This window comes from Biomaibacter sp. TOL, from assembly GCF_059717795.1.
On the sequence record NZ_AP046092.1, the window covers coordinates 355,059 to 376,144 of the forward strand.

The 21,086-nt window shown below is 43.8% G+C and carries 21 protein-coding genes and 1 pseudogene; 3 read left to right on the plus strand and 19 right to left on the minus strand.

The genetic code is table 11. The features are described 5' to 3' along the window. The 3 genes from holA to AC6I1H_RS01890 are packed head-to-tail and all read right to left on the minus strand — an operon-like array spanning position 1 to position 4,915. On the minus strand, positions 1-969 hold the full coding sequence (gene holA, locus AC6I1H_RS01880) for a DNA polymerase III subunit delta (RefSeq protein ID WP_497740682.1): 969 nt from the start codon (positions 967-969) through the stop codon (positions 1-3). Then, positions 969-3,311 carry a DNA internalization-related competence protein ComEC/Rec2 gene (locus tag AC6I1H_RS01885; RefSeq protein WP_497739350.1) on the minus strand — a complete coding sequence of 781 codons (2,343 nt, stop codon included), beginning with the start codon at positions 3,309-3,311 and terminating at the stop codon, positions 969-971. Before AC6I1H_RS01885 ends, holA begins: the two co-directional genes overlap by 1 nt. A 29-nt stretch (positions 3,312-3,340) precedes the next feature. Then, positions 3,341-4,915 carry a ClC family H(+)/Cl(-) exchange transporter gene (locus tag AC6I1H_RS01890; RefSeq protein ID WP_497739351.1) on the minus strand — a complete coding sequence of 525 codons (1,575 nt, stop codon included), beginning with the start codon at positions 4,913-4,915 and terminating at the stop codon, positions 3,341-3,343. A gap of 150 nt (positions 4,916-5,065) precedes the next feature. Here AC6I1H_RS01890 and AC6I1H_RS01895 point away from each other — a divergent pair, with 150 nt between their 5' ends. Beyond that, on the plus strand, positions 5,066-5,425 hold the full coding sequence (locus AC6I1H_RS01895) for a zinc ribbon domain-containing protein (RefSeq protein ID WP_497739352.1): 360 nt from the start codon (positions 5,066-5,068) through the stop codon (positions 5,423-5,425). Here the strand turns inward: AC6I1H_RS01895 and dapB are convergent. The 3 genes from dapB to AC6I1H_RS01910 form a co-directional block, all read right to left on the minus strand. Further along, positions 5,420-6,178, minus strand: coding sequence for a 4-hydroxy-tetrahydrodipicolinate reductase (gene dapB, locus AC6I1H_RS01900; protein WP_497739353.1), 759 nt, complete (start codon positions 6,176-6,178; stop codon positions 5,420-5,422). The genes AC6I1H_RS01895 and dapB overlap by 6 nt on opposite strands. Positions 6,179-6,399: 221 nt before the next feature. After that, on the minus strand, positions 6,400-6,600 hold the full coding sequence (locus AC6I1H_RS01905) for a hypothetical protein (RefSeq protein WP_497739354.1): 201 nt from the start codon (positions 6,598-6,600) through the stop codon (positions 6,400-6,402). Between the two features lie 136 nt (positions 6,601-6,736). After that, positions 6,737-7,756: a biotin--[acetyl-CoA-carboxylase] ligase gene (locus tag AC6I1H_RS01910; RefSeq protein ID WP_497739355.1), complete on the minus strand. Its 1,020-nt coding sequence runs from the start codon at positions 7,754-7,756 to the stop codon at positions 6,737-6,739. Between the two features lie 357 nt (positions 7,757-8,113). Here AC6I1H_RS01910 and AC6I1H_RS01915 point away from each other — a divergent pair, with 357 nt between their 5' ends. Next, positions 8,114-8,272 carry a hypothetical protein gene (locus tag AC6I1H_RS01915; RefSeq protein WP_497739356.1) on the plus strand — a complete coding sequence of 53 codons (159 nt, stop codon included), beginning with the start codon at positions 8,114-8,116 and terminating at the stop codon, positions 8,270-8,272. Positions 8,273-8,310: 38 nt separating this feature from the next. Here AC6I1H_RS01915 and AC6I1H_RS01920 read toward each other — a convergent pair whose 3' ends face one another. Next, entirely contained in the window at positions 8,311-8,604 is a 294-nt protein-coding gene (locus AC6I1H_RS01920; protein WP_497739357.1) for a hypothetical protein, read from the minus strand. A 22-nt stretch (positions 8,605-8,626) separates the two neighbouring features. After that, positions 8,627-8,833, minus strand: a complete 207-nt coding sequence (locus AC6I1H_RS01925) for a hypothetical protein (RefSeq protein ID WP_497739358.1) — start codon at positions 8,831-8,833, stop codon at positions 8,627-8,629. Between the two features lie 84 nt (positions 8,834-8,917). Between AC6I1H_RS01925 and AC6I1H_RS01930 the strand changes: the two are divergent. Then, a pseudogene (locus tag AC6I1H_RS01930) lies at positions 8,918-9,061 on the plus strand (type II toxin-antitoxin system Phd/YefM family antitoxin); the annotation flags it as partial. Here AC6I1H_RS01930 and AC6I1H_RS01935 read toward each other — a convergent pair. From AC6I1H_RS01935 to AC6I1H_RS01985, 11 genes are all read right to left on the minus strand, one after another. After that, on the minus strand, positions 9,016-9,246 hold the full coding sequence (locus AC6I1H_RS01935) for a hypothetical protein (protein WP_497739359.1): 231 nt from the start codon (positions 9,244-9,246) through the stop codon (positions 9,016-9,018). The pseudogene AC6I1H_RS01930 and the gene AC6I1H_RS01935 sit on opposite strands and share 46 nt — an antisense overlap. 203 nt (positions 9,247-9,449) lie before the next feature. After that, positions 9,450-11,699, minus strand: a complete 2,250-nt coding sequence (locus tag AC6I1H_RS01940; RefSeq protein ID WP_497739360.1) for an RCC1 domain-containing protein — start codon at positions 11,697-11,699, stop codon at positions 9,450-9,452. A 262-nt stretch (positions 11,700-11,961) separates the two neighbouring features. Further along, positions 11,962-12,165, minus strand: coding sequence for an RCC1-like domain-containing protein (locus AC6I1H_RS01945; protein WP_497740683.1), 204 nt, complete (start codon positions 12,163-12,165; stop codon positions 11,962-11,964). Beyond that, entirely contained in the window at positions 12,129-12,731 is a 603-nt protein-coding gene (locus AC6I1H_RS01950) for a hypothetical protein (protein WP_497739361.1), read from the minus strand. The genes AC6I1H_RS01945 and AC6I1H_RS01950 overlap by 37 nt, the downstream gene beginning before the upstream one ends. Before the next feature lie 38 nt (positions 12,732-12,769). After that, positions 12,770-14,593 (minus strand): translational GTPase TypA, encoded by a 1,824-nt coding sequence (gene typA / locus AC6I1H_RS01955; protein ID WP_497739362.1) that lies wholly within the window; start codon positions 14,591-14,593, stop codon positions 12,770-12,772. 59 nt (positions 14,594-14,652) lie between these two features. After that, positions 14,653-15,543 carry an MBL fold metallo-hydrolase gene (locus AC6I1H_RS01960; RefSeq protein WP_497739363.1) on the minus strand — a complete coding sequence of 297 codons (891 nt, stop codon included), beginning with the start codon at positions 15,541-15,543 and terminating at the stop codon, positions 14,653-14,655. A gap of 167 nt (positions 15,544-15,710) precedes the next feature. Further along, positions 15,711-16,196: a macro domain-containing protein gene (locus tag AC6I1H_RS01965; RefSeq protein WP_497739364.1), complete on the minus strand. Its 486-nt coding sequence runs from the start codon at positions 16,194-16,196 to the stop codon at positions 15,711-15,713. After that, entirely contained in the window at positions 16,193-16,492 is a 300-nt protein-coding gene (locus AC6I1H_RS01970) for a hypothetical protein (protein WP_497739365.1), read from the minus strand. The genes AC6I1H_RS01965 and AC6I1H_RS01970 overlap by 4 nt, the downstream gene beginning before the upstream one ends. 138 nt (positions 16,493-16,630) lie before the next feature. Further along, positions 16,631-19,267, minus strand: coding sequence for a cation-translocating P-type ATPase (locus AC6I1H_RS01975; protein WP_497739366.1), 2,637 nt, complete (start codon positions 19,265-19,267; stop codon positions 16,631-16,633). A 74-nt stretch (positions 19,268-19,341) separates the two neighbouring features. Then, positions 19,342-20,184, minus strand: coding sequence for an ABC transporter permease (locus AC6I1H_RS01980; RefSeq protein WP_497739367.1), 843 nt, complete (start codon positions 20,182-20,184; stop codon positions 19,342-19,344). Continuing rightward, a complete protein-coding gene (locus AC6I1H_RS01985) occupies positions 20,156-21,082 on the minus strand; it encodes an ABC transporter ATP-binding protein (protein WP_497739368.1) in 927 nt (308 codons plus the stop codon). The genes AC6I1H_RS01980 and AC6I1H_RS01985 overlap by 29 nt, the downstream gene beginning before the upstream one ends. Positions 21,083-21,086: the final 4 nt, after the last annotated feature.

Here is a 21,086-nt window from a genome sequence, read left to right on the forward strand (position 1 = left end):
TTATTTTGTCATCTTTGCAACAAGCAATTCAATACCCTTTTTATCGTCGATTCTCCCTTTCTTTATATCAAGGTCCATTTGCTGACACAGTTTTAGAGCTTGCTCCAATTCATCCAGCGTAAAGTTTGCCGCTTGTTCAACGGCTTTTTTAAGAACAAAGGGATGCAGTCCCAGTCTCTGCTTCATGTCCTGAAATCCCGCATTTTTGAGCAGCTTTACAGAGATAAGGTCCATGATGTGTTTCGATATCATGAAAAGGATTACAATGCCTTTTTCGCCCTTTAAAAGCAAATCATGCAATATCCCAATGGCCATAGCCGGTTTTTTCATGCCTATGTAATCAGTTAAATCAAAAATGTTGTTTTCAAGGGAATTAGAAAATATTGCTACTATATCGTTTTTTTGTATTTCCGTCTTTTCTCCTATAAAATCTATTATTTTTTTCAGCTCCATTTCGGTTTGATACAGGTCCCCCGTATTCTGAGCCAGAAAATATGCTAAAGACAAATCCATCTTTTTGCCGTAAAAAGCGGCTCTTTTTTGCACCCATACCGCCTTGTCTTTGAGGGACAGCGCCGGAAACTCCCTGACTGTGCCTTCTTTTTGAAGCAATTTAAATATTTTTTTTCTTTTATCTGCTTTTTCGCATGTAAATATCAAATGAGTATAAAATGGAATGTTTTGCAAAAGTTCTATGAAAGTGTCCTTTTTATGGGAATCCTCCCCGTCTTTTTCTTTTCCTGCAGTTTCAAAAAAGCGAGCGTCATAAACCACCATCAATTTATTATCCTGAAGCATCGGCACCGTCATGGCGGTATTGATTATTTCATCTTCGGACGCGGTCCTGCCGTCAAGCACGACAAAATTTACGGTTTCCAGATGTGTCGGGATCATGGATTCTTTTATTTTCCGTATTTCTTCTTTTATTAAAAATTTTTCTTCGCCAAAAAACAGCCGGATATTTTTCATCACTCTTCAATCTCCCCGGGTATTGATGTAAATATTTTAACATTGTTTTTTTGTATTTTAAAGGTCACTGCTCCCTGAAGGTCTGTTCGAAAAACCTTGACTCCTTTTTCTTTAAACAAATCCAGGACCCGTGGCGACGGGTGCCCAAAGGCGTTGTCCTTGCCGGCGGAAATTACGGCAAATGAAGGATTCACCTTTGAAAGAAATTCTTCCGAAGTGGATGAGGCGCTGCCGTGATGGCCTGCTTTTAATACCACTGCTCCGAGATCCAATCCCGAATTCAAAAGCTGCCTTTCACCTTCAAATCCCAGGTCTCCCGTAAATAAAAATCGGATGTTTTCACATGTCATCTTCAGCACCACCGAATTGTCGTTTTCATCGGCAAAAGCGTTTTCCCGCGGAGGATTTATTACCTCGAATACCGCTTTCCCAACATAAAATTTGTCGCCCCTGCCCGCCTGGATAAGTTTTATATTTTTTTTGCGGACGATTTCCAGCATATCCTTATAAATCGCAGAATCTGAAGGTTTGCCGTATATAACCGTGTCCACCTTTATATCTTTTAAAATAGTCAAAAGCCCTCGGGCATGGTCATCGTCAAAATGGCTGAAAACCACAACATCAATATGGTCGACACCCCTGCCGTATAAAAATGGCTCCACAACAGCCGAGCCTACGTCAAAATCTGCGTTGTAATATGATGGCACTCCGCCGCCGTCTATTAATACCGTACTGCCGTTTTCTGTCATTATAAAGATGCAGTCCCCCTGACCTACATCTACAAATGTCACCTCAAGGCCGGAATTTTTGGGAATTATAACGAATAAGACCAGCACTGCAAGCATTATTGAAGCAAGTTTCCTTGCTTTCTGAGCGCTATAGAAAGGTGGTTGAATGATATTAAAAATCACGCCTGTAAGGATAAAATAAAGTATGATAATAAACGGTGATAGGTTTGGTATTGCTCTGGCGGCAAATGGAAGTTTTGAACTGAAAACTGCGGCGTGCTCTACAGCAGATAATAACGCACCTGTTATTTTAACAGGTATAATTCCGACCGGTGGAAAAACAAGCCCAATCAATCCCGATACAATACCCAAAATCAATATAAGGCCCACGGCAGGAACTATTGCCAGATTAGAAAAAAAACTTATTAGTGATACTTTGTGGAAATAATACGCGGCAAAAGGCCATACCATAAGTTGTGCGGATATTATCACGGCCAGAGAATCTCTCAGAAAATGCGGAAGGGATGAAAGAAAATCCCTGAAGCGCTTATAAAAGAGTATAATCCCCAGGGTGGCTGCGAAGGAGAACTGAAAACTTACTGAAAAAAGATACAGCGGATTAAACAGGAGTAGGACTTGCGCTGCCAGACCCAGGGAGTTTAAAGGGTCGTTTTTTCTTCCTGCCGCCCGGCCCAGCATTAAAACCATTATCATTATGGCAGCCCTTAAAACCGAAGGGGAAAGCCCTGCCATGAAACAATAAAATATTATCGCCGACGAACCTGCCAGAAACGAAATGATTCGGGAGATATGAAAAATGTCAAACAGCCACTGGAGAGCTCCATAGATTATCGCAGTATTCATCCCCGATACTGCCAGGAGGTGAATTGTCCCCGAATCCGAAAAGGCCCTCAGGGTATTTCCCGAAATGCCGCCTTTCAAGCCCAGGACAATGCCCATCAGTAAGGATGCAGTGTTTGGTTGAAGATTCTTTTCATAAAATGCGGAAATCCTTTCTCTCAGAGAATATGCGGCTTTGATAAACAAATTTGCATTATAGGGGCATACATATTCTATTTCCCGGGAAAACATGGTGGTGGAAATGCCTTTTTGCAAAAGGCTTGCTCTGTAATCCATCCCGCCGGGGTTGCGTTTTTCCTGAGGCAGTTTGAGTTTTCCGGAAAATTTTACCACGTCTCCATATCTGAAGATGTAGTGGTTTTTTTCATCCCGAAGCACCGAAAGCAGTATCCTGCCGGATACCTTTTTATATCTGTTGTTTTCTAATATATACAAAGCCTTAATATCATATCTCGCCCTGTCGGCTTCAATGGCAGGGGAATCGTTAACCATACCGACCACAATTTGCTGCTTTCCGGCATAATTTACAATGGTGCCGGCTGTCCCGGCAGCCCTGAAATTATAATAAAATGCACCGGCGAAAAATATCATAATGCCGATTAAAATGCTTTTAGTTTTTCTCCCTCTGGAAAACAGCAGGCCAAAGAAACTTATTGCGATAAATAGTAAAAAAAGCCGGATGCTTTTAATAAAGTACCCTGCCACTATTCCGGATAGAAAAAATACAGCAGAAAATAAAAACGGTCGGTACATTACAATACCCCTTTTAGAGCCTCTGTGCTTCAGGTTTTTTCAGCCATTGCCGTCAATTTTATTCTTATCTCCGCAGCCCTATCATTATCGGCAAGCACTACCAGATAATCTCCGGGATAAATTCTCGTATAGCCCCTAGGGATGATTTCGGTTGTGCCCCTGTTTATACTAACCAGCAGACAGTGCGGGTCCCATTCCACATCTCTGATCCTTTTCCCATCCAATTCGGACCCTACGCATACCGGAATCTCCATCAAGACTTTTCTATCGCTGCCACTTACAATTTGCCGTTTCTTATTTTCATCAAGAATCCTGTCCAGCAACAGATCATAAATTGCTTCGCCATTTAGCAGGTCGGCGGTAAGATAGGAAGTAAGGGAAATTAAGGTCAATGCCAGAAGGTGGACAAAGGATCCCGTCATTTCGGTTATCAGTATACCGCCTGTAATAGGGGCTTTTACAATGGCGGAGAAGTATCCGGCCATGGCCAACACTATAAAATTTTTGACATATCCGGGGTCTATGTGTAGAACGTTTACTATAAAAGTTCCATAGACATCGCCCACCAGCGCACCAATGACAAGCATAGGCAAAAATATGCCGCCTGGTACTCCCGAACCATAGCTTATCATGGTAAATAAAAATTTTACTATAAGCAAAATGATAATAAAACCTACTGCATATTGGATTTTATCAAGTGAATTTATTAGAGCATTGCCACCTCCCAGAACCTGGGGCATAAAAAATCCCAATACTCCCGCCATAAAAATAGGTATGACGGGTCTTGTTTCCTGCCTGAGAAATGTTAGTTTTCTATATATTTCTTGAGTTTTTATCAGTGCCAGATTAAAGATAACGCCAAACACTCCAATAATTATCCCCATTATAAACACATAGCCATAATATCTGAGCGGTATCGGATCAAGCCTTCCAAAATTGAACACCGGCGCCTGCCCGAAAAACTGATGGGAGATGAACCCCGCCATCATTGATGCAGCCATGGCAGGCACCAGAACCAATGGTGAAAAGTTTTTGTGCAGTTCCTCCAGGGCAAATATGGTGCCGGCCAGCGGAGCGCTGAAAGCTGCCGCAAGCCCTGCACTGGCGCCGCAGGTGATAAGGTATTTCTCTTCTACTTTTATCCTTCCAAGAATCCTGCTCACGCCCTGCCCCGCTGCGGCTCCCAGCTGAACCGACGGTCCCTCCCTCCCCAGGGAAAGTCCAACCCCCAGAGCGATGATGCCGCCAAAAAATTTATATAATATTACCCTTATCCAGTTCATGCGCATCTGGCCGGATAATACGCCCTTGACCTGTGGGATACCGCTGCCGCTCACAGACGGCTCTTTTTTTACAATAACACCGAGAATATAGGCCGTGGCCAATAGAAATACAAACCAGATAAGAATAGCGGAATTACCGCTTGCCCTTAGATTATGATAAATTTGTTCTCGAAATAGATCGGCTTCTTTTATAATAAACCTGTACAGAGCAGCCACAGCTCCCGCTGCAATGCCGATTGCGAGGCCTTCGGCAATAAGTTTTTGTTTAAAATTCTTCCAGTTTACCAAAGTATTATAAATTCCGCTTTTTTTAACTCTCAACTTTTAACCCCCTGTTGCCTGCATTTATTCTACGCATTTTTATACAGCCATTTCTGTCATATCAATCTCTCTTTGCCATAAAAAACTATATATATTATAATATTGTACAATGAAAATAAAAACAAGCAACTAAACTTATGGGAGGTAATTATGTTTTTTATAGGAATATTCGGCATACAGAACAAGGAGAGGTTAATCAGAGAATTTGACAATATTATCTGCCCGACCTGCGGCAGGCTGTCCAGAGCCGAATTCATAGAATACTACACTTATTTTCATTTCTTTTTTATTCCCCTGTTCAAATGGAACCGCAAATATTTTTTAAGGCTTCGATGCTGCGGAAGTCTTTATGAAGTGGAAAGCGAATATGCGGCGGATATTATTCGCAGCGGTGAAATAGATTTTAGCAGGTTGAAAAAAGCGGGCTCAACTGGCGGTTTTTGCCCAAATTGCGGAAATTATGTCAATCCCGGGTACAATTTTTGCCCCTATTGCGGCACAAAGTTATGATCCGCCGAGACTTTTCACCAGATCCGCCATGCTATAGTATCCCGGAGATTGTGAAACAATAAATCGAGCTGCTCTCAGGGCTCCGGCGGCCAGGACTTTTCTTGATGTAACCGTATGGGATAATTCTATGGTTTCATCCTCGCCGCCGAATATCACCCGGTGTTCGCCCACGAGGTTACCTGCTCTGATTGAATGTATTCCTATTTCACTCTTTTCACGTTTCTTGTTTTTATCCGCCCGGCCGAAAACATATTCGGTATCCGCCCTTACTTCTTTAATCGCGTCGGCGATCATTAAAGATGTACCGCTGGGGGCATCTATCTTCTGATTGTGGTGTCTTTCCACAATTTCTATGTCAAAATCGTCAAGTACTGCGGCTGCCTGGCGTACCAGGGTGACAAGCAGAAAAACACCCAGAGACATGTTGTGGGAGACAAATACCGGAATTTTTTTAGAGGCATCTGCCAGCATTTTTTTATGTACGTCGGCAAGTCCCGTTGTACCTACTACCATAGGAATCTGCCTTTCCAGAGCAAATCCGCAAAGGCTTCCGAGAGCTTTAGGATTGGAAAAATCCACGATAACATCGGCTCTTTCCGCAATTTCGTACACGCTGTCGTATATGGGAAAAACTCCTTCTCCCCTGGTAATATCGACTCCCGCCGCGATCTTTAAATCGGGCTGTGTCTCTACAAGCTCCGCAATAGTCTTTCCCATCTTACCTTTTGCTCCGCTGAGAATCAACTCCAGCATAAAAACATCCCTCCAAAACTATTTAAACATATATTATTCTATAAAAAGAAGAATGTTCCTTCATAATCAAAAATTTTTTACATAAAATTGAGTTCAATTTAAAAAAAGATTCCGGTGCCCATGTACGCCTTGTAACATTGGGCCCGGAATCACGGCAGCGGCATTAAAACCGTTCAGCGGCTAAAAACCGCTGCATCAGCGCATAATGCCGAACAGTTTCCTTATTTTATTATATAGTAGCATGCTTCCAATTCATCGCTATCCGTCCTGGGAAGCCTGGCTCTTAATTCATCTATGGCATCGTCGTCTATTCCCATAAAACTGTCGCCCAAAATCCTGGCACATACTGTGCGGCTGGCATAAGAACTTTTATGCCTGCTTACAAAATCAATGATTTCTTCAATCTGCGTCTCCCTGTCCACGCGAAATCCTCCTTATCATCTGTACGGCATCTTCTATCGGTGTAGGGCTGCTACTTTCTAATGCAGTTGTCTTCTGACTTTATTCTTAACTCTCGAAGAGTTTTTTATTCTTTGCGGAATTTGATAATATCGTCGGTCACTGCCTCTTGCAATACTTTAACGACACTTCTCCGCTCAAAACCCTTTCAATTCCCCCGTTGTTCTTTTTTATCATCAGGGCGCCCTGTTCATCGATATTCAATGCAATTCCGGTAATAACCCTGCTTCCGGCAACAATTTCCACCGGTTTTCCAAGATTGAGGCAAAGTTTCCTCCACTTTTCAAATACCGGTTCAAACCCCTGCGACATGGAAACATTATAATGATATTCCAATCTTTCCAGAAAGCCTGCAATTACATCTGTACGGCTTACTTTCTCCCCTCCGGCCATTTTAAGCGAAATTGCCTTATTCCTTATTTCCTCGGGGAAAAAGTCGTTATTCACATTTATTCCAATACCTATGACGACAAAATTTACCGCATCGACTTCTGCACTCATTTCCGTCAATATCCCGCACACTTTTTTGCCTTCAATCAGAATGTCGTTGGGCCACTTTATTTCGGCTAAGATGCCAGTTTTATCCCTGATGGCTTCGGCAACCGCCACTGCAGTGAGGATAGTTAGCTTTGGCGCATCAAACGGCATCAATTGCGGTTTTAATATGACAGAAACCCATATGCCGGTCCCTCCGGGCGACAACCAAGCCCGCCCCATGCGGCCTTTGCCCCCCGTTTGCTCATCGGCGATTACAAGAGCGCCGTGAGGAGCGCCTTGCTGTGCAAGTTTTTTCGCCTGAGTGTTTGTGGAATCTATTGTGGAATAATAGTATATCCTATCGCCCAGAAATGAAAGCTTTGCTTTTGACCAGATTTCCTCGGGCAGCATCAGGTCCGGCGACTTTAAAATACGGTATCCCAGGCGCGTGGAAGCTTCTATCTCATATCCTATTTCCCGCAGGTGGTTCACCTGTTTCCAGATGGCTGAACGGCTTACCCCGAATTTACGGCTTATTTCCTCTCCGGAAACATAACCGCTCTCAGCTTGCAGCATCATCGTGAGAAGCCGGTCAGGGTTCTGCTTGTCGCGGACTATTTCGATAGTTTTTTCTGCAGACATAATCTTCCTCCGTTGGATTCCTATATCATTATTATACTGTTTTATTCGATATAGAACAAGCCGGAATGATCCTATCGCCGCAATGAAATTTTGTCCGGCCACACTAAAAAGTGCTTTTCTGCCTGAGAAGTCTCGGCACCATATCTCTGTCGAGAGTTTAGTCCTGCAGGAACAAAATGACAAGGCGGATATCTTCTGCCTCTGTTTCCTGAAAGTGTCCGTCGCCCGCAACATTCATATATGTTAACATATGTTATGTAAACTTTTTTATTAAGGAAAAGGGATACACCTCCTTTGCTAGGACAGGAAACTGCGGGATGCGGAGAAATGTCCCCAATTAAAAAGGAGGGGTTAAGCTTGTTAAAGAAATTCAGTTTAGTATTTACATTAACATTGGCTTTAGGTGTAATCCTTTCAAAAAGCAGGGTATTCAAATTTGTCCCTGTTCAGGAAAAAGACCAATACGGCAACTATAAGATAGACAATATAGTTGAAATTCCCCAGGCAAAAAAATGATTAAGAAGTGGCGGTCCCATGGACCGTCACTTCTTTCTCTATTGCCCGTCGATTACGTCATCAGCATAATACCTGGGGGAGCTCTTTTCATTGTCCAGATAATGAAGGTTGGCATATATGTTTACGGTGTGGGTATTCCGGTTATGCTTTATCTTTACATCCTGCGGCACGCCGTCATCCTGATGGTAATTGAGATATTGTTTTAATATATCCATGGCATTGTCTTCGCTGATATTGCCATAGAAAGTGGTGTATGTTTCTTCAGCGATTTCCAGCATGATATTATGCAGGCTTTCTTTTACGGTGCGAGTCTCTCGAATGGAATTGAGCATAAAAATCCCTGCCTTTGCATGATCAGGCCTTTTCTTCCGTTTCTTTGTCTTTGTTTGTGAGATTGTTGGGAGGAGTTTTGAGAGGATTTTTTCTTGCAAATTCTTCGGATAGCTCATAGTTTTCCGGCCGCTCATCGTCCACCAGGTCCCCTTTGAATCTCATCTTCTGCATTTGGGGGATGAGTCTATTTTTTTCAACCCTTTCCCTCGGCAGTCTTCTTTTGGCCATAGCATATCCCTCCTGAAATTTTACTTTCACGATTATTATTTCCGTAACTCAATAATTTAAAATGTCTTTTCCGAGGATATATAAATTCAAATCAGACCTGTTTCTGATTTAAGGAATAAGTTTCCGGATATTGAAGATATTGTTGTCAGGGAGGGACAACCTGTATATTTGACAAAAAACGATTATGGGTCTATGGTTGTGTTAAGTCTTGAAAAATATGCGGATTTGCAACCCTTCAACTTGCTTTCGATCTCCTTTAAAGTATTTTTAATAGTATAAGTTTCCCCGGTTTTTGTATATATTTCGGCTAATTTATTTTTTAGACAGCAGACCATTACAATTTCGTTTGGATCAAGGAAAACAGTCTCATTTGCATCTTTAAGATCAAAACATACTATGTCTGCATTGCTCATTTTCCGCCTATATCTCCTTCCTCCCCGAATTTGGTGGTATATACTACCAAATTCAGGCAAATTCTTTTCCACAAATATAGACGGAAAAAGTGGCAAAAAGGTTCCATTTTTTTTAACGAATTTACAAAAAAAATGGATAGGGCATTGAACAGGTAAAGACAATAGCCGAAAGCTAAAGCGAAGGGATGTTATCCTCCCTCCGCTTAAGCTTCGAAATATAGTATATACCGCATTTCTTCCTCGTCCCATCCATAGAAATAAGGTCTTTCCAGCGCACATTTAAAGGGCATTAAAATCGGCGTTCTTTGGGGATGCCCCTGGGTATTGTTAATTACGCCTCCCCAAGTATAAACATTTCCGGATTGTGAAATTGCATATGCCGTAACATCGCCGGCAACAACCCTTGAAATCTTCTCGGGCAGAGAGACCAAAGTGGGTTTGGTTAAGATTTCGTCCGTTCCTTTGCGAAGCACATCATAGCCCCAGGTGTAAACCTCCCCCGTGGTACTGAGCGCCATCACTACTCCAAAGACAGGAGATACGGCTATTTCAGCAATTTTTGCTTTAAGCGGTATCATTGAAGGCGTGGTGTATAATTTCTTTTGTGCCAGACCGAGAGCTCCGTTCCTATTATCGCCCCATGCATATACATTCCTATCTTCGGACAAAGCAAAGCAGCCGCTAGAAGATGTGGCGATACCGGTTATTTTTTCAGGTATGTCAACTTTTTGAAAGGCCAATTTTAGATTTTCCGTGTCAGTAGGGCTTCCCCACTGATATACGATGCCGTTTGTATCGAGCAATAAACTATGGGTTGTATGGCTGGAAATAGATTCCACCGAAAAGGGTAAGTCTATTTTTACCGGCTTGGAATATATCGCTTGGTCTCCCGTCAAGAGGCTGCCAAATTCGTTATCTCCCCATGCAAACCATTTTCCATCTACTGTTTGTGCGATGGTAGCACTAGTTCCGGCATAGAATCTAAATACGGGGCTTGGCAATTCGACTTTTGCGGGTTCCCACATGTTCAGTGAATGTCCCAGGCCCAGCCGGTAATTCTGATTATTGCCGCAGTTATAGATGTCCCCGTTATCCAAAAGGATGGTGGTAACTCCAAAGGTCGTGTCGATTTGGGCGCAATTTTGATCAAAAAACTCTAGGGCTGTGGGTTCTGCTATATCGGTTACGCTTTTACGTCCAAGGCAGCCATTCCAAGAACTTCCCCACACGTATGCTCTTTTTTTGTCATCAATGGCTGCGCTCATAGAATATCCCGAACTTAGCTGTATAAAGAACTCAGGCTTTTCAGGCGGCATGGAATTCGTCACATATAGGCTCTCCATATTCGTGTTCCCTTTATCTAAAGGACCGAAGGTATGGGAGGTGTTGTCGCCGGTTACGTATTTTTTACCGTTTTCGGTGAGGAATAGACTATGATTGCTGCCGGCCGAAAGTGCAACAATTTTCTCATTCAGCGCAAGCTTGGTCGGCGGTACAATATCCGACGCCGGCAGGCCCAATTGACCGCTTTTATTATTGCCCCATACATATACATTTCCGGAGTCACTCAAAGCAAGGGCATAATCATATCCTGCTGAAATTTTCTGTATTTTCTCGGGCAGATTTATTTCTGTAAACCGGTCAATATATATCCCACCGCCGGGTTGGCTTTGCCCGTACTCATTATGGCCCCGCCCCAAGACCTTGCCATCCTCGGTAAGCAATAAATCAAAGAAAAATCCGCTGTCTGCATCTGCGATTTTACTCAACGATGGAATTATTTTTGGATACCCTATCACCGTCGTCCGGTCTAATATATCTCCCGTTATGGGAACATCAAAATTTCCCCACTCGTAGATCGTTCCATCCCGGGTGATTGCCAGAGATGATAATTGCCCGCCGGTTGCTTTTTTAAAATATACATTGCCGGCACAGGTTATCTGTTTCGGCTGTGTCAGGACACTGTTGCTGCTGGCATCTTCCACTCCTCCAAGCTGACTGTATTCGTTGTTTCCCCAGGCGTAAAGCTTCCCCGATTCGGTTACAGCAATTATATGTTGCACTCCTACAGATACATCCTGTACCGGTTCTTCCAACGGTTGTTTTGCCGGCGATGTCAAGTAGCCGTTGCCTGCCTCTGTGGCATTTTCACGTGAAAAAGCAATATTTCCTAAAAGATATAGATTGCCTTCTTCGTCTATGACTGCAGCGCAACTGCGATTCGCGTCTAACTTTTTAAATTTTTTGCCGGGCATAATTTCAGTCTCTTGATCCCCTGCTGCACCGCCGAATGCATAAAGAGTTCCATCCTGTGAAAGACGCAAACTGAAACCATCGCCAACAGCAACTTGCTGGCTGGATAGCCTGGTTTCAGGATTCGAACAAGCAGTTAAATTGACTAGCAAAAGGCAACAAACTACTCTTATAAAGCTTTTCCTTATAAAGCTCTTCATAAATACCTCCGGTTTTCAATTCGGTTTTCTTCAAATGAATGAAATATCAATTATATTATACAACCAATTTTACTCATTTTTGGATTAAACACCCTTATCTGCATATTTTTGAACTTTAACTGTCAATTTTTAAACTTTTTCGGTCGATGTTTAACTTTATCTATTTAAGCATTGGAAAAAACTGCGGAGCAGTTTCAACACCCGCTGCAACGAGGCGGGGGATTAGAACCCGCCGCCTGAAAAACAAATCGCTGCCCGCCACCTAAAGAGGTTGGGGACATTTTTTCGCCTCGTTATAATCAATATACGACGCCGGCAGGCCCAATTGACCGCTTTTATTATTGCCCCATACGTATACATTTCCGGAATCGCTCAAAGCCATGGCATAGTCATAGCCGGCTGAAATTTTCTGTATTTTCTCAGGCAGATTTATTTCTGTAATTTCGTGATCAAGAATTCCTGTAATTGGCGAACCAGATTTGCATTTTCTTCCGCTGCTCTTTTCTTTTCAGTATTGGGGATTACTTTATTTTTTAGATATTCCTCTGTGAATGATGATGTTACAAAAATATAATAACCGTTTTCACTAAATCCTACCTGGTAATAAGGAGTAACCAACATGTCCTGATAATCTGGCTTTACGGCTCCCTCTTTTAAATGGTCATAATAATCTACTATAATATAGTCTTTTTTAAATGAATACGGGTAATAAACCAACATAATTTTAGAAATGACGCCATCAATATTTTGGGGACGATAATAACAGGTTATTTGCTTCGGTTGTATAGCGTTATCATTATAAGCATTAAATCTTTGTTTTGCAGAACTCCATTTGGGATTAGGATAAACAGTAATGTCGGAATACACATGAGCTTGATCTTTGGTTAAAATATCAAACCCTTTGGGATTAAATTCTTTTTTTATTTGTAAAGCTATTTTATAGAATTCATCGTAGGTAACATAATAATAGGAAAACAGCCAAATAGCACTGAATATCAATATGGCAATAATTGTAACTAAAAAAGCCCTCATTATTATGAGGACTTTCTTCGAAATACCATAAACTTTTCCTACACTCCCCTTGCCCTGCTCCGGGCCCTGTCCTGCCTGGAAAGTATAGCTTTGCGCATACGGATGTTTTTGGGGGTCACTTCCACCAGTTCATCGTCTTCTATAAACTCCAGGCATTTTTCCAGGGTCATTTCCTTCGGCGGAGTAAGCCTCAAGGCTTCGTCTGCGGTGGATGAGCGCAGGTTTGTTACATGTTTTTTCTTGCATACATTTATATCCAAATCCCCCGGCCGGGAATTTTCGCCTACTATCATTCCTTCATACACTCTTACTCCCGGTCCGATAAACAGGGTTCCACGGTCCTGAGCGTTGTAAAGACCGTAAGTGTTGGATTCACCGCTTTCAAAAGCCACCAGAGCCCCCCGGTTCCGCGTGGGAATTTCACCCTTGAATGGGATGTACCCGGCAAAAACGGAGTTCAAAATTCCTTCTCCCTTGGTGTCCGTCATAAATTCCGAGCGGTATCCCAGGAGCCCTCGGGTAGGAATCTCGAATTCCAGCCTCAATGTGCCGTTGCCCATATTTTCCATATTTGTAAGCATCCCACGGCGGGCGCCCATCTTATCCATGACGATGCCCATGTATTCTTCCGGTATGTCTATGACCACTGATTCCATGGGCTCCATCTTCGTGCCGTTCATTTCCTTGATTATGACCATGGGCCTGGATACCTGGAATTCGTATCCTTCCCGCCGCATGGTTTCTATCAGCACTGACAGATGTAGCTCCCCCCGGCCCGATACCTTAAAGCTGTCGGGGCTCTCGGTTTCCTCTACCCGGAGGCTAACGTTACTCTTCGCTTCCCTGAAAAGCCGATCTCTCAAGTGCCTTGATGTGACATACTGGCCTTCCTGACCGGCAAACGGACTGGTGTTCACGCTGAATATCATGGAAAGAGTCGGCTCATCAATATCTACATAAGGTACAGGCACGGGATTTTCCAGATCCGCTATGGTCTCCCCTATGTCTATATCCTGAATTCCTGTTACAGCCACTATATCTCCTACAGTGGCACGGGATATTTCCTGCCTCTTTAACCCCATAAATTCATAAAGGTTGCTTACCTTAGTCTTTTGGATGCTGCCATCTTTCTTGCATATGGCATATTCGTTTCCTGAAACAATAGTCCCCTGAAACACCCTGCCTATGGCAATCCTGCCCACATAGTCATCATGGTCCAGGGTGGTGATCAATGTCTGAACTGGCGCATCTGAATCCCCCGCAGGGGCGGGAATGTGGCTTATGATGGTATCAAATAGCGGTTTTAAATTGTCAGAAGACTCTTCCAGCGAAGACTTGGCTATACCGTCTTTTGCCGATGCATAAACCACCGGAAAATCTATCTGGGAATCGCTTGCTCCCAGTTCAATAAAAAGCTCCAGCACTTCGTCCAGGACCTGATTTATCCGGGCATCAGGCCTATCGATTTTATTTATAACCACTATTGCAGGCAAATCCAGAGCCAGAGCTTTTTTGAGCACAAAGCGGGTCTGCGGCATGGGGCCTTCGAAGGCATCCACCAAAAGAAGGACGCCGTCCACCATCTTCAATACGCGTTCCACTTCTCCGCCGAAATCCGCATGTCCCGGGGTGTCCACTATATTAATTTTAACGCCGTTGTAAGTTACGGCAGTGTTTTTTGCAAGTATGGTTATGCCCCGCTCCCTTTCAAGTGCATTTGAATCCAGCACCCTTTCTTCTATCCTCTGGTTCTGGCGGAAAATACCGCTCTGCTTCAGCATGCCGTCCACCAGTGTGGTTTTGCCGTGGTCTACATGGGCTATAATGGCAATATTTCTTACATCGTCTCTTTCCAAAAACATTTTTTATCTCTCCTAAAATAAACGTAATTGAGATATGCATCGCAAATTTTTTTATTAGCCTAGACATAAAAGTACATTTTTCCGTCTATGATATCCATATGGATGGACTGTCGTTCCAATAGATATGTCAGGAATGCGCTCACTGATGTCATGGTTATAAAGTACTGGGAAACGTTCATGGGAATGTTATACTTTTTTATTATCATTTCTGCCAGGTCTTCCCTGGTCAAAGGCTGAGCAAGGCATTCTAAAATCATGTTTATGTTTTCATTCAGGTTGTCGATATTTTTCTGAATCACTGCCTTAGGGTCATCAGTGGGCTTATCACTGTGGGAAATGATGTAAAAATCATAATTTGAAGCCAACAAAAACTCCAATGTCTTAAACTGTTCCTTTATATCAAAAAGGAATGGAAAAGGATATTTTGAAAGTTTCTCCTCGCTGAAAAAGGCATCCCCGCAAAAAATCACATTATCCTCGGTGACAACGCCTATCTGGTCTATACTGTGACCTTTTAACGGCACTATTGAAAATTTCCTGTCAGAAAGTTCCACCGGCCCTTCCGAAAGTTCCATGTCTACGCGAGTTTCCTTGGCTTTCACAAATTTTGCAGAAAGGCCAGGCATGGGACTTGCTCCGTAAAACACGATACCTTCCATGGAACTGTTTTCCATAAAAAGTTTTTCATTTTTCGACGCTGCAATAAGCGTGCCGGTATGATTTTCCTTTATAAAGTTATCTGCTCCAAAGTGATCGGGATGGGCGTGTGTATTTATAATATATTTCACCTTCAAATTTGCCGTCTCCAGCGTCTCCAGAATCCGTTTGCCAGCAGTATTTTCAATGCCTGTATCCACAAGAGCGCAAAAGCCGTTTTTGAACCTGTAAACCCCCACATTGGTAGCTCCGGGGATATAATAAGTATGACCTCTAAGCTTGATGAGTTCCAATTATTTTTCCCCCTGTTTGTTTTTCATTATGTATGATGCCGGATGTCAGAAGCAAAGTAAATTTTATGCAGTGGCACAACTTTACTCATATATTATACAAAAACCATCATCGCAAAATCAAGAAATAAGAAAAAAGCAGGAGCGCTCCTGCTTTTATAAAGACTCTTTTATTTTTCGGCATTGCACATGTCTATAAAATCCTGATTTATGTCCATAACCGTAATATCGATATCCTCTATTTTCCCCAGAATTTCCTTGAAAACCTGGGCCACATCCTTTTTGGGAACGCCACCTACGCCGGTGGCCAGTGCCGGAATCACAATTGATTTTACTCCCATGTTCCGAGCTTTATCCAGTATAGATATAAGGCATTTTTTTACTATTTCAACACTGGAAGGCTCCGCGGGATATTTCATGGTGACCGCATGGAAAATATACCTCGCTTTAAGCTTGCCGGCAGTAGTAACATATACATCCCCTGGCTGCGGGTTTTGCTCTTTGCATACTTTTACAGCTTCGTCTTCTATAATTTTGCCACCAGCCTTTTTTATGGCATAGGCCACCCCTCCGCCCATGGGGCCGATACCGTTGGCGGCATTGACTATGACGTCGGCTGCAGCCCCGGTTATATCCCCTACAACAGCTTTCATCAATCAACTGCCACCTCCTCAAATTTTTTCTTCCAGTAATCGCATCTGGCTCTCATGTCTTTAATGAGCTTCAAATCCTGTTCGGTATGAAATCCTTCTTCCGCTTTGTTTTCAGCAGCTTTGATCCCTCCTTCAAAAGTATCGAGGGCTTTTCTGAACAGTTCCTGTGCGAAAATGGCTCTTTCTCTCTCATGGGGCCACTGGGACTTTTTTGAGTCCCGTATAAATGCTTTAAGTATGTCGAAAAATTTTTCACCTTCGGTATAAAGATTGATGCTAAATTCCAGATTTTTGAACATATTTATAACCCCCCGGCATGTGCTATAATTAATTATTCCACAAAATATTAAAATTTCCTGCCTGTTAAATCAATAAAGTCTTCCCCATACAAACAGGCTTTTCAATATTGATATTGATAAATTAAAATAAGGCAGTGTTTATGCCAGCGCACTCAATCCTGCCAGCGATATTATGAGCATCCATACGTTTCTGTCTAGAGGAATTGTATGAAAAATATCCTGTAAAAAAGGCACATGTATTGCCGCCACAAGCATAATCAGCGAAAGCAAAACAGCCAGAGTCAAGGATATATTTGAAAAAGGATTGAATTCCCATATGCCGCGCTTTTCAGTCCTGCACTCGAAAACAAATATCAATTGAGAAAGTACCAGGGTAGCAAAAGCCGCAGTCCTTGACAGGGTTAAGTTTCCGTCGCCGTAATATCCAGTCAGGACAAAAGCCGCCACCGTCGCAACGCTAATAAATAAGCCCCTGTATATTATCCTTTTTACAAAACCGCCGGAAAAAATATTTTCCCCTTTTGGCCTGGGTCTTCTATTCATTACATCCTTTTCAGGAGGGTCCACCCCCAGAGCCATAGCCGGAAGTCCATCGGTTACAAGATTCATCAATAGAATCTGAATAGGCAAAAGCGGCAGAGGCAGCCCCAGGGCTGATGTCCAGAACATGGTCAATACTTCGCCGGCGTTGCAGGACAAAAGATACCTAATAAATTTTCTTATATTGTCATAAATAATTCTGCCCTCTTCCACCGCAGCCACTATGCTGGCAAAATTATCATCCATCAGGATGATGGAGGATGCTTCTTTTGTCACATCCGTCCCGCTCATACCCATAGATATACCGATATCGGCCTCTTTTACAGCGGGAGCGTCATTTACGCCATCCCCGGTCATGGCCACAACGTGGCCTTTCTTTTTTAAGGCTCTTACTATTTTAAGCTTGTGACGTGGGGTTACGCGGGCATAGACAGCCACGTCTTCCACACAGTTTGCAAATTCTGCTTCAGTCATTTCATCCAATTCCCGGCCTGTCAGAATCTTACTGTCTATGTCTATCATCTTCAATTCCCTTGCCACAGCCCATGCAGTGGTTTTGTGGTCCCCGGTTATCATGACGGGTCGGATGCCCGCTGAAAAACATTTTTCCACTGCTTTTGCAGCCTCGGGCCTTGGAGGGTCGAGCATGCCCATAAGCCCCACGAAAACAAGGTCATGCTCCGGGTCTCGTTCATCCATTTGCTGCACACTCAATTTCCTGTAGGCAAACGCCAGCACGCGAAGGGCTTCCTTACCCATATCCTCATTTACTCTTAAAATTTCTTCTTCGGTTTTTTTATCAAGCGGTAACACCTGACCGTATTTTTCTATTCGGTTTGACAAGGACAATACGACATCGGGCGCACCTTTTAAGAACAGATAGATTTCACCTCTACGGTTTTTCACAATTACCGACATTCTTTTTCTGTCGGAATCAAAGGGTATTTCCTTTATTCTTCTATAATTTCTATCTACATTTTCTTTTTGAACACCGCCCTTCAAACACGCCACAAGTATGGCAATTTCAGTGGGGTCTCCGGAAGTCACCAGTTCTCCGGTGTTTAAAAATCCCCTAAACAGCCCGCCCTTTTGCTGTTCAATTGCTGCATTGTTGCACGATGCACCAATTTCCAGCAGCCGCCTTAGTTCCCCTTCAGGTTTTTTGAAAAGTCTGCCGTCAGATGAAATAAAATCGCCTTCAGGCCTGTAACCGGTGCCAGCAACCATTATGGTTTCGCCGCTTATGAATATCTTTCGCACGCTCATTTTGTTTTCGGTCAAAGTGCCTGTCTTATCACTGCAGATAATGGTGGCACATCCTAGAGTCTCAACTGCCGGCAGCCTTCTTACGACCGCATTTTTCTTAATCATCCTCTGCACTCCCAGGGTTAAAACAACTGTTACAATGGCGGGAAGACCTTCGGGAATGGCGGCTACAGCCAGACTTACTCCAAACAGGAACATGTCATAAGTTTTTTCTCCACGGATGATGCCAAGGAGTGACACCATCGCGCAAATAAAAAGGCTGGCGATCACTAGCTGTTTGCCCAGGACATTTAAGCGATTCTGCAGCGGCGTCTCTTCTTCTTCTATCCCTTCCATCATGCCCGCTATTTTGCCCATCTCGGTGCTCATGCCGGTCTCGGTCACAATCATCCTGCCACGGCCGGATACGACCAGGGTGCCCATGAAGGCAAAATCTTCCCTGTGAATTTTTATATCCGGGGTTTCTCCGGGTTCAATTGACTTTTTCACCGGCAGCGATTCCCCAGTCAGTATTGACTCGTCTATGGAAAGCCCCTGTATTTCAATGAGTAAGCCATCAGCCGGCACCCTGTCACCGGTTTCCAGCAGTACCACGTCTCCCGGAACCACATCTTTAGCCGGAATCACCTTAATTTGCCCATCCCTCAGTACTTTTGCCACAGGCGCTGCCAGTTCTTTCAAAGCCTGAAGCGATTTTTCGGTCCTGTATTCCTGAATAAAACCCAGAAAGCCGTTAATGACGACAATGGCGGTGATGGCAGCAGCATCCGCCAGTTCGCCCAGATAGGCTGATATAACGGTGGCTCCTATGAGGGTCATGGTCATGAAGTCATTAAATTGATTTATAAAAATCATCAACGGAGAAATTCTGCGCTTTTCTTCAATCCGGTTTTCTCCGAACAGTTTCTTTTTAAGAGGTATCTCACGGCTAGATAAGCCTTTTTTCAAATCTGTGCCCAAATATTCCATTAAAAATCCCCTCCGCCGGTTAATGTTACATTTAATTACTTATGCCTGGCCTTCGGGGATTATGTCTAAATTATTCATATGTCCCTTTTTTCAAAATACCTTGCCGACATATATAAAGCTGCGATAATGTACCATGCTGTATACACCATCATCCAGATGCTGGGTTCGGAACCGGCCCCGAAAAAACCGCCCGAAAGAAAGTTTATACCTGCGCCGGTGAAAAGGGTGGAGTTCATCTTGCGGAAAATCACATCGGTGGGCATGATGAGGCTGGATATGATACCCACATTTATGAGACCCTGGATTTTTTGTCCCGCCATGGCCATCATGGAACCCACCTGCTCCATCATACCTCCCACCATGGCAAATCCGTAAAGCATCACCACTAGGATGCCGGTGTTGAGGGTGGAAAGCCTGGAGCTGCCCCACAGGGCCACCGAAAGCAGGATAATGGGGCCCAGTATGAACAGCAACATGCCCTGTATTAAATTCGGAATTTGAATAATAATCTTAGCCCCCAGAATTTTATTTAAGGCGATAATGGCCGTGAAAAACAAGGCACTGTAAAGGGATATCATGGCTCCTATACCCAGGAACTTGCCAATCACCACTTCCCATCGCCGGATGGGCTTTACCAGCAAAGCCTGCATGGCGCCGCTTTCCACATCCCCCGAAAGGGCGCCCACTGCCGAGAAAGCCACCAGAAACGCGACAATGAAGTTTGCAAAATAAAGCCCCACGGAAATCAGCTGTGACGAAAGTGCCGCCCTGTATATCTCATTGGAAGTACCGTGCCGGTAAACCTCTCTTAAGCCGAAGCCGTAAAGAGTGAGATACACTATGGTAAGAAGAATTACAAGGCCGAGGGCTTTTTTATTGAGCATTTCCTTAAACGAGAATTTTGCTATCGTCATCATGTTTGCCGCCCTCCTCCAGCAGCTTTACAAAAAAGTTCTCAAGAGAATTGTTTGCAGGCTTTATTTCATACAGCAAAGTCCCGGATTCCACGATTATTTTGTTGATTTCCGGCACGTCCCGCCGGTCTTTTACCTTGAAGATGAGCATATCGCCTTTGAGCTCCAGATGTTCTGTTTTCCCTTTTAGAGCGTTCAAAAGATTTTCTGATGGGTTCGAGATCCTGGCCTCCATTCGGGTCCCCGCTTCCAGCATATCCGCAAGTTCGCCCCGGGCAATGATCCTCCCCCGGTTTATTACGGCGACCTCATCGCACACCATTTCCACTTCGCTCAGCAGGTGGCTGTTTAAAAACACGGTTTTACCCTTTTCTTTCAAAGATTTAATAATCCCGCGCACCTCTATTCTCCCCACCGGGTCCAGTGCCGATGTGGGCTCGTCGAGAAACAGAAGGTCCGGGTCAGGGAGAAGCGCCACAGCCAGGCCCAACCTCTGCTGCATGCCCTTGCTGTAGCCAGACACCCTTTTTTTCTCATGGTCGGTGAGCTTCACCAGGTCGATGAGCTCGGAAATCCTTTTTTGGGGATTTTTCATCCTGTAAAGCTCCGCATGGAATCTCAAGACCTCCAGCCCAGACATCCAGTCGTGGTACTTGAAGTTTTCCGGCAGATAACCTATGCGGCTTTTCACTCCCGTGTCTCCCAGAGGTCTGCCCAGAATTTTTGCGGTGCCGGAAGTGGGCTGCAAAAGCCCCACCAGGGTCTTTACCAGGGTGCTTTTACCGGCGCCGTTGGGTCCCAGCAAACCAAAGACTTTCCCTTCACCGACCGCAAGGCGGATGTCTGTACATCCGCCCCGGCCGTTATACTGCTTCGTAAGGTCGAACGTTTCTATAACCATCTTT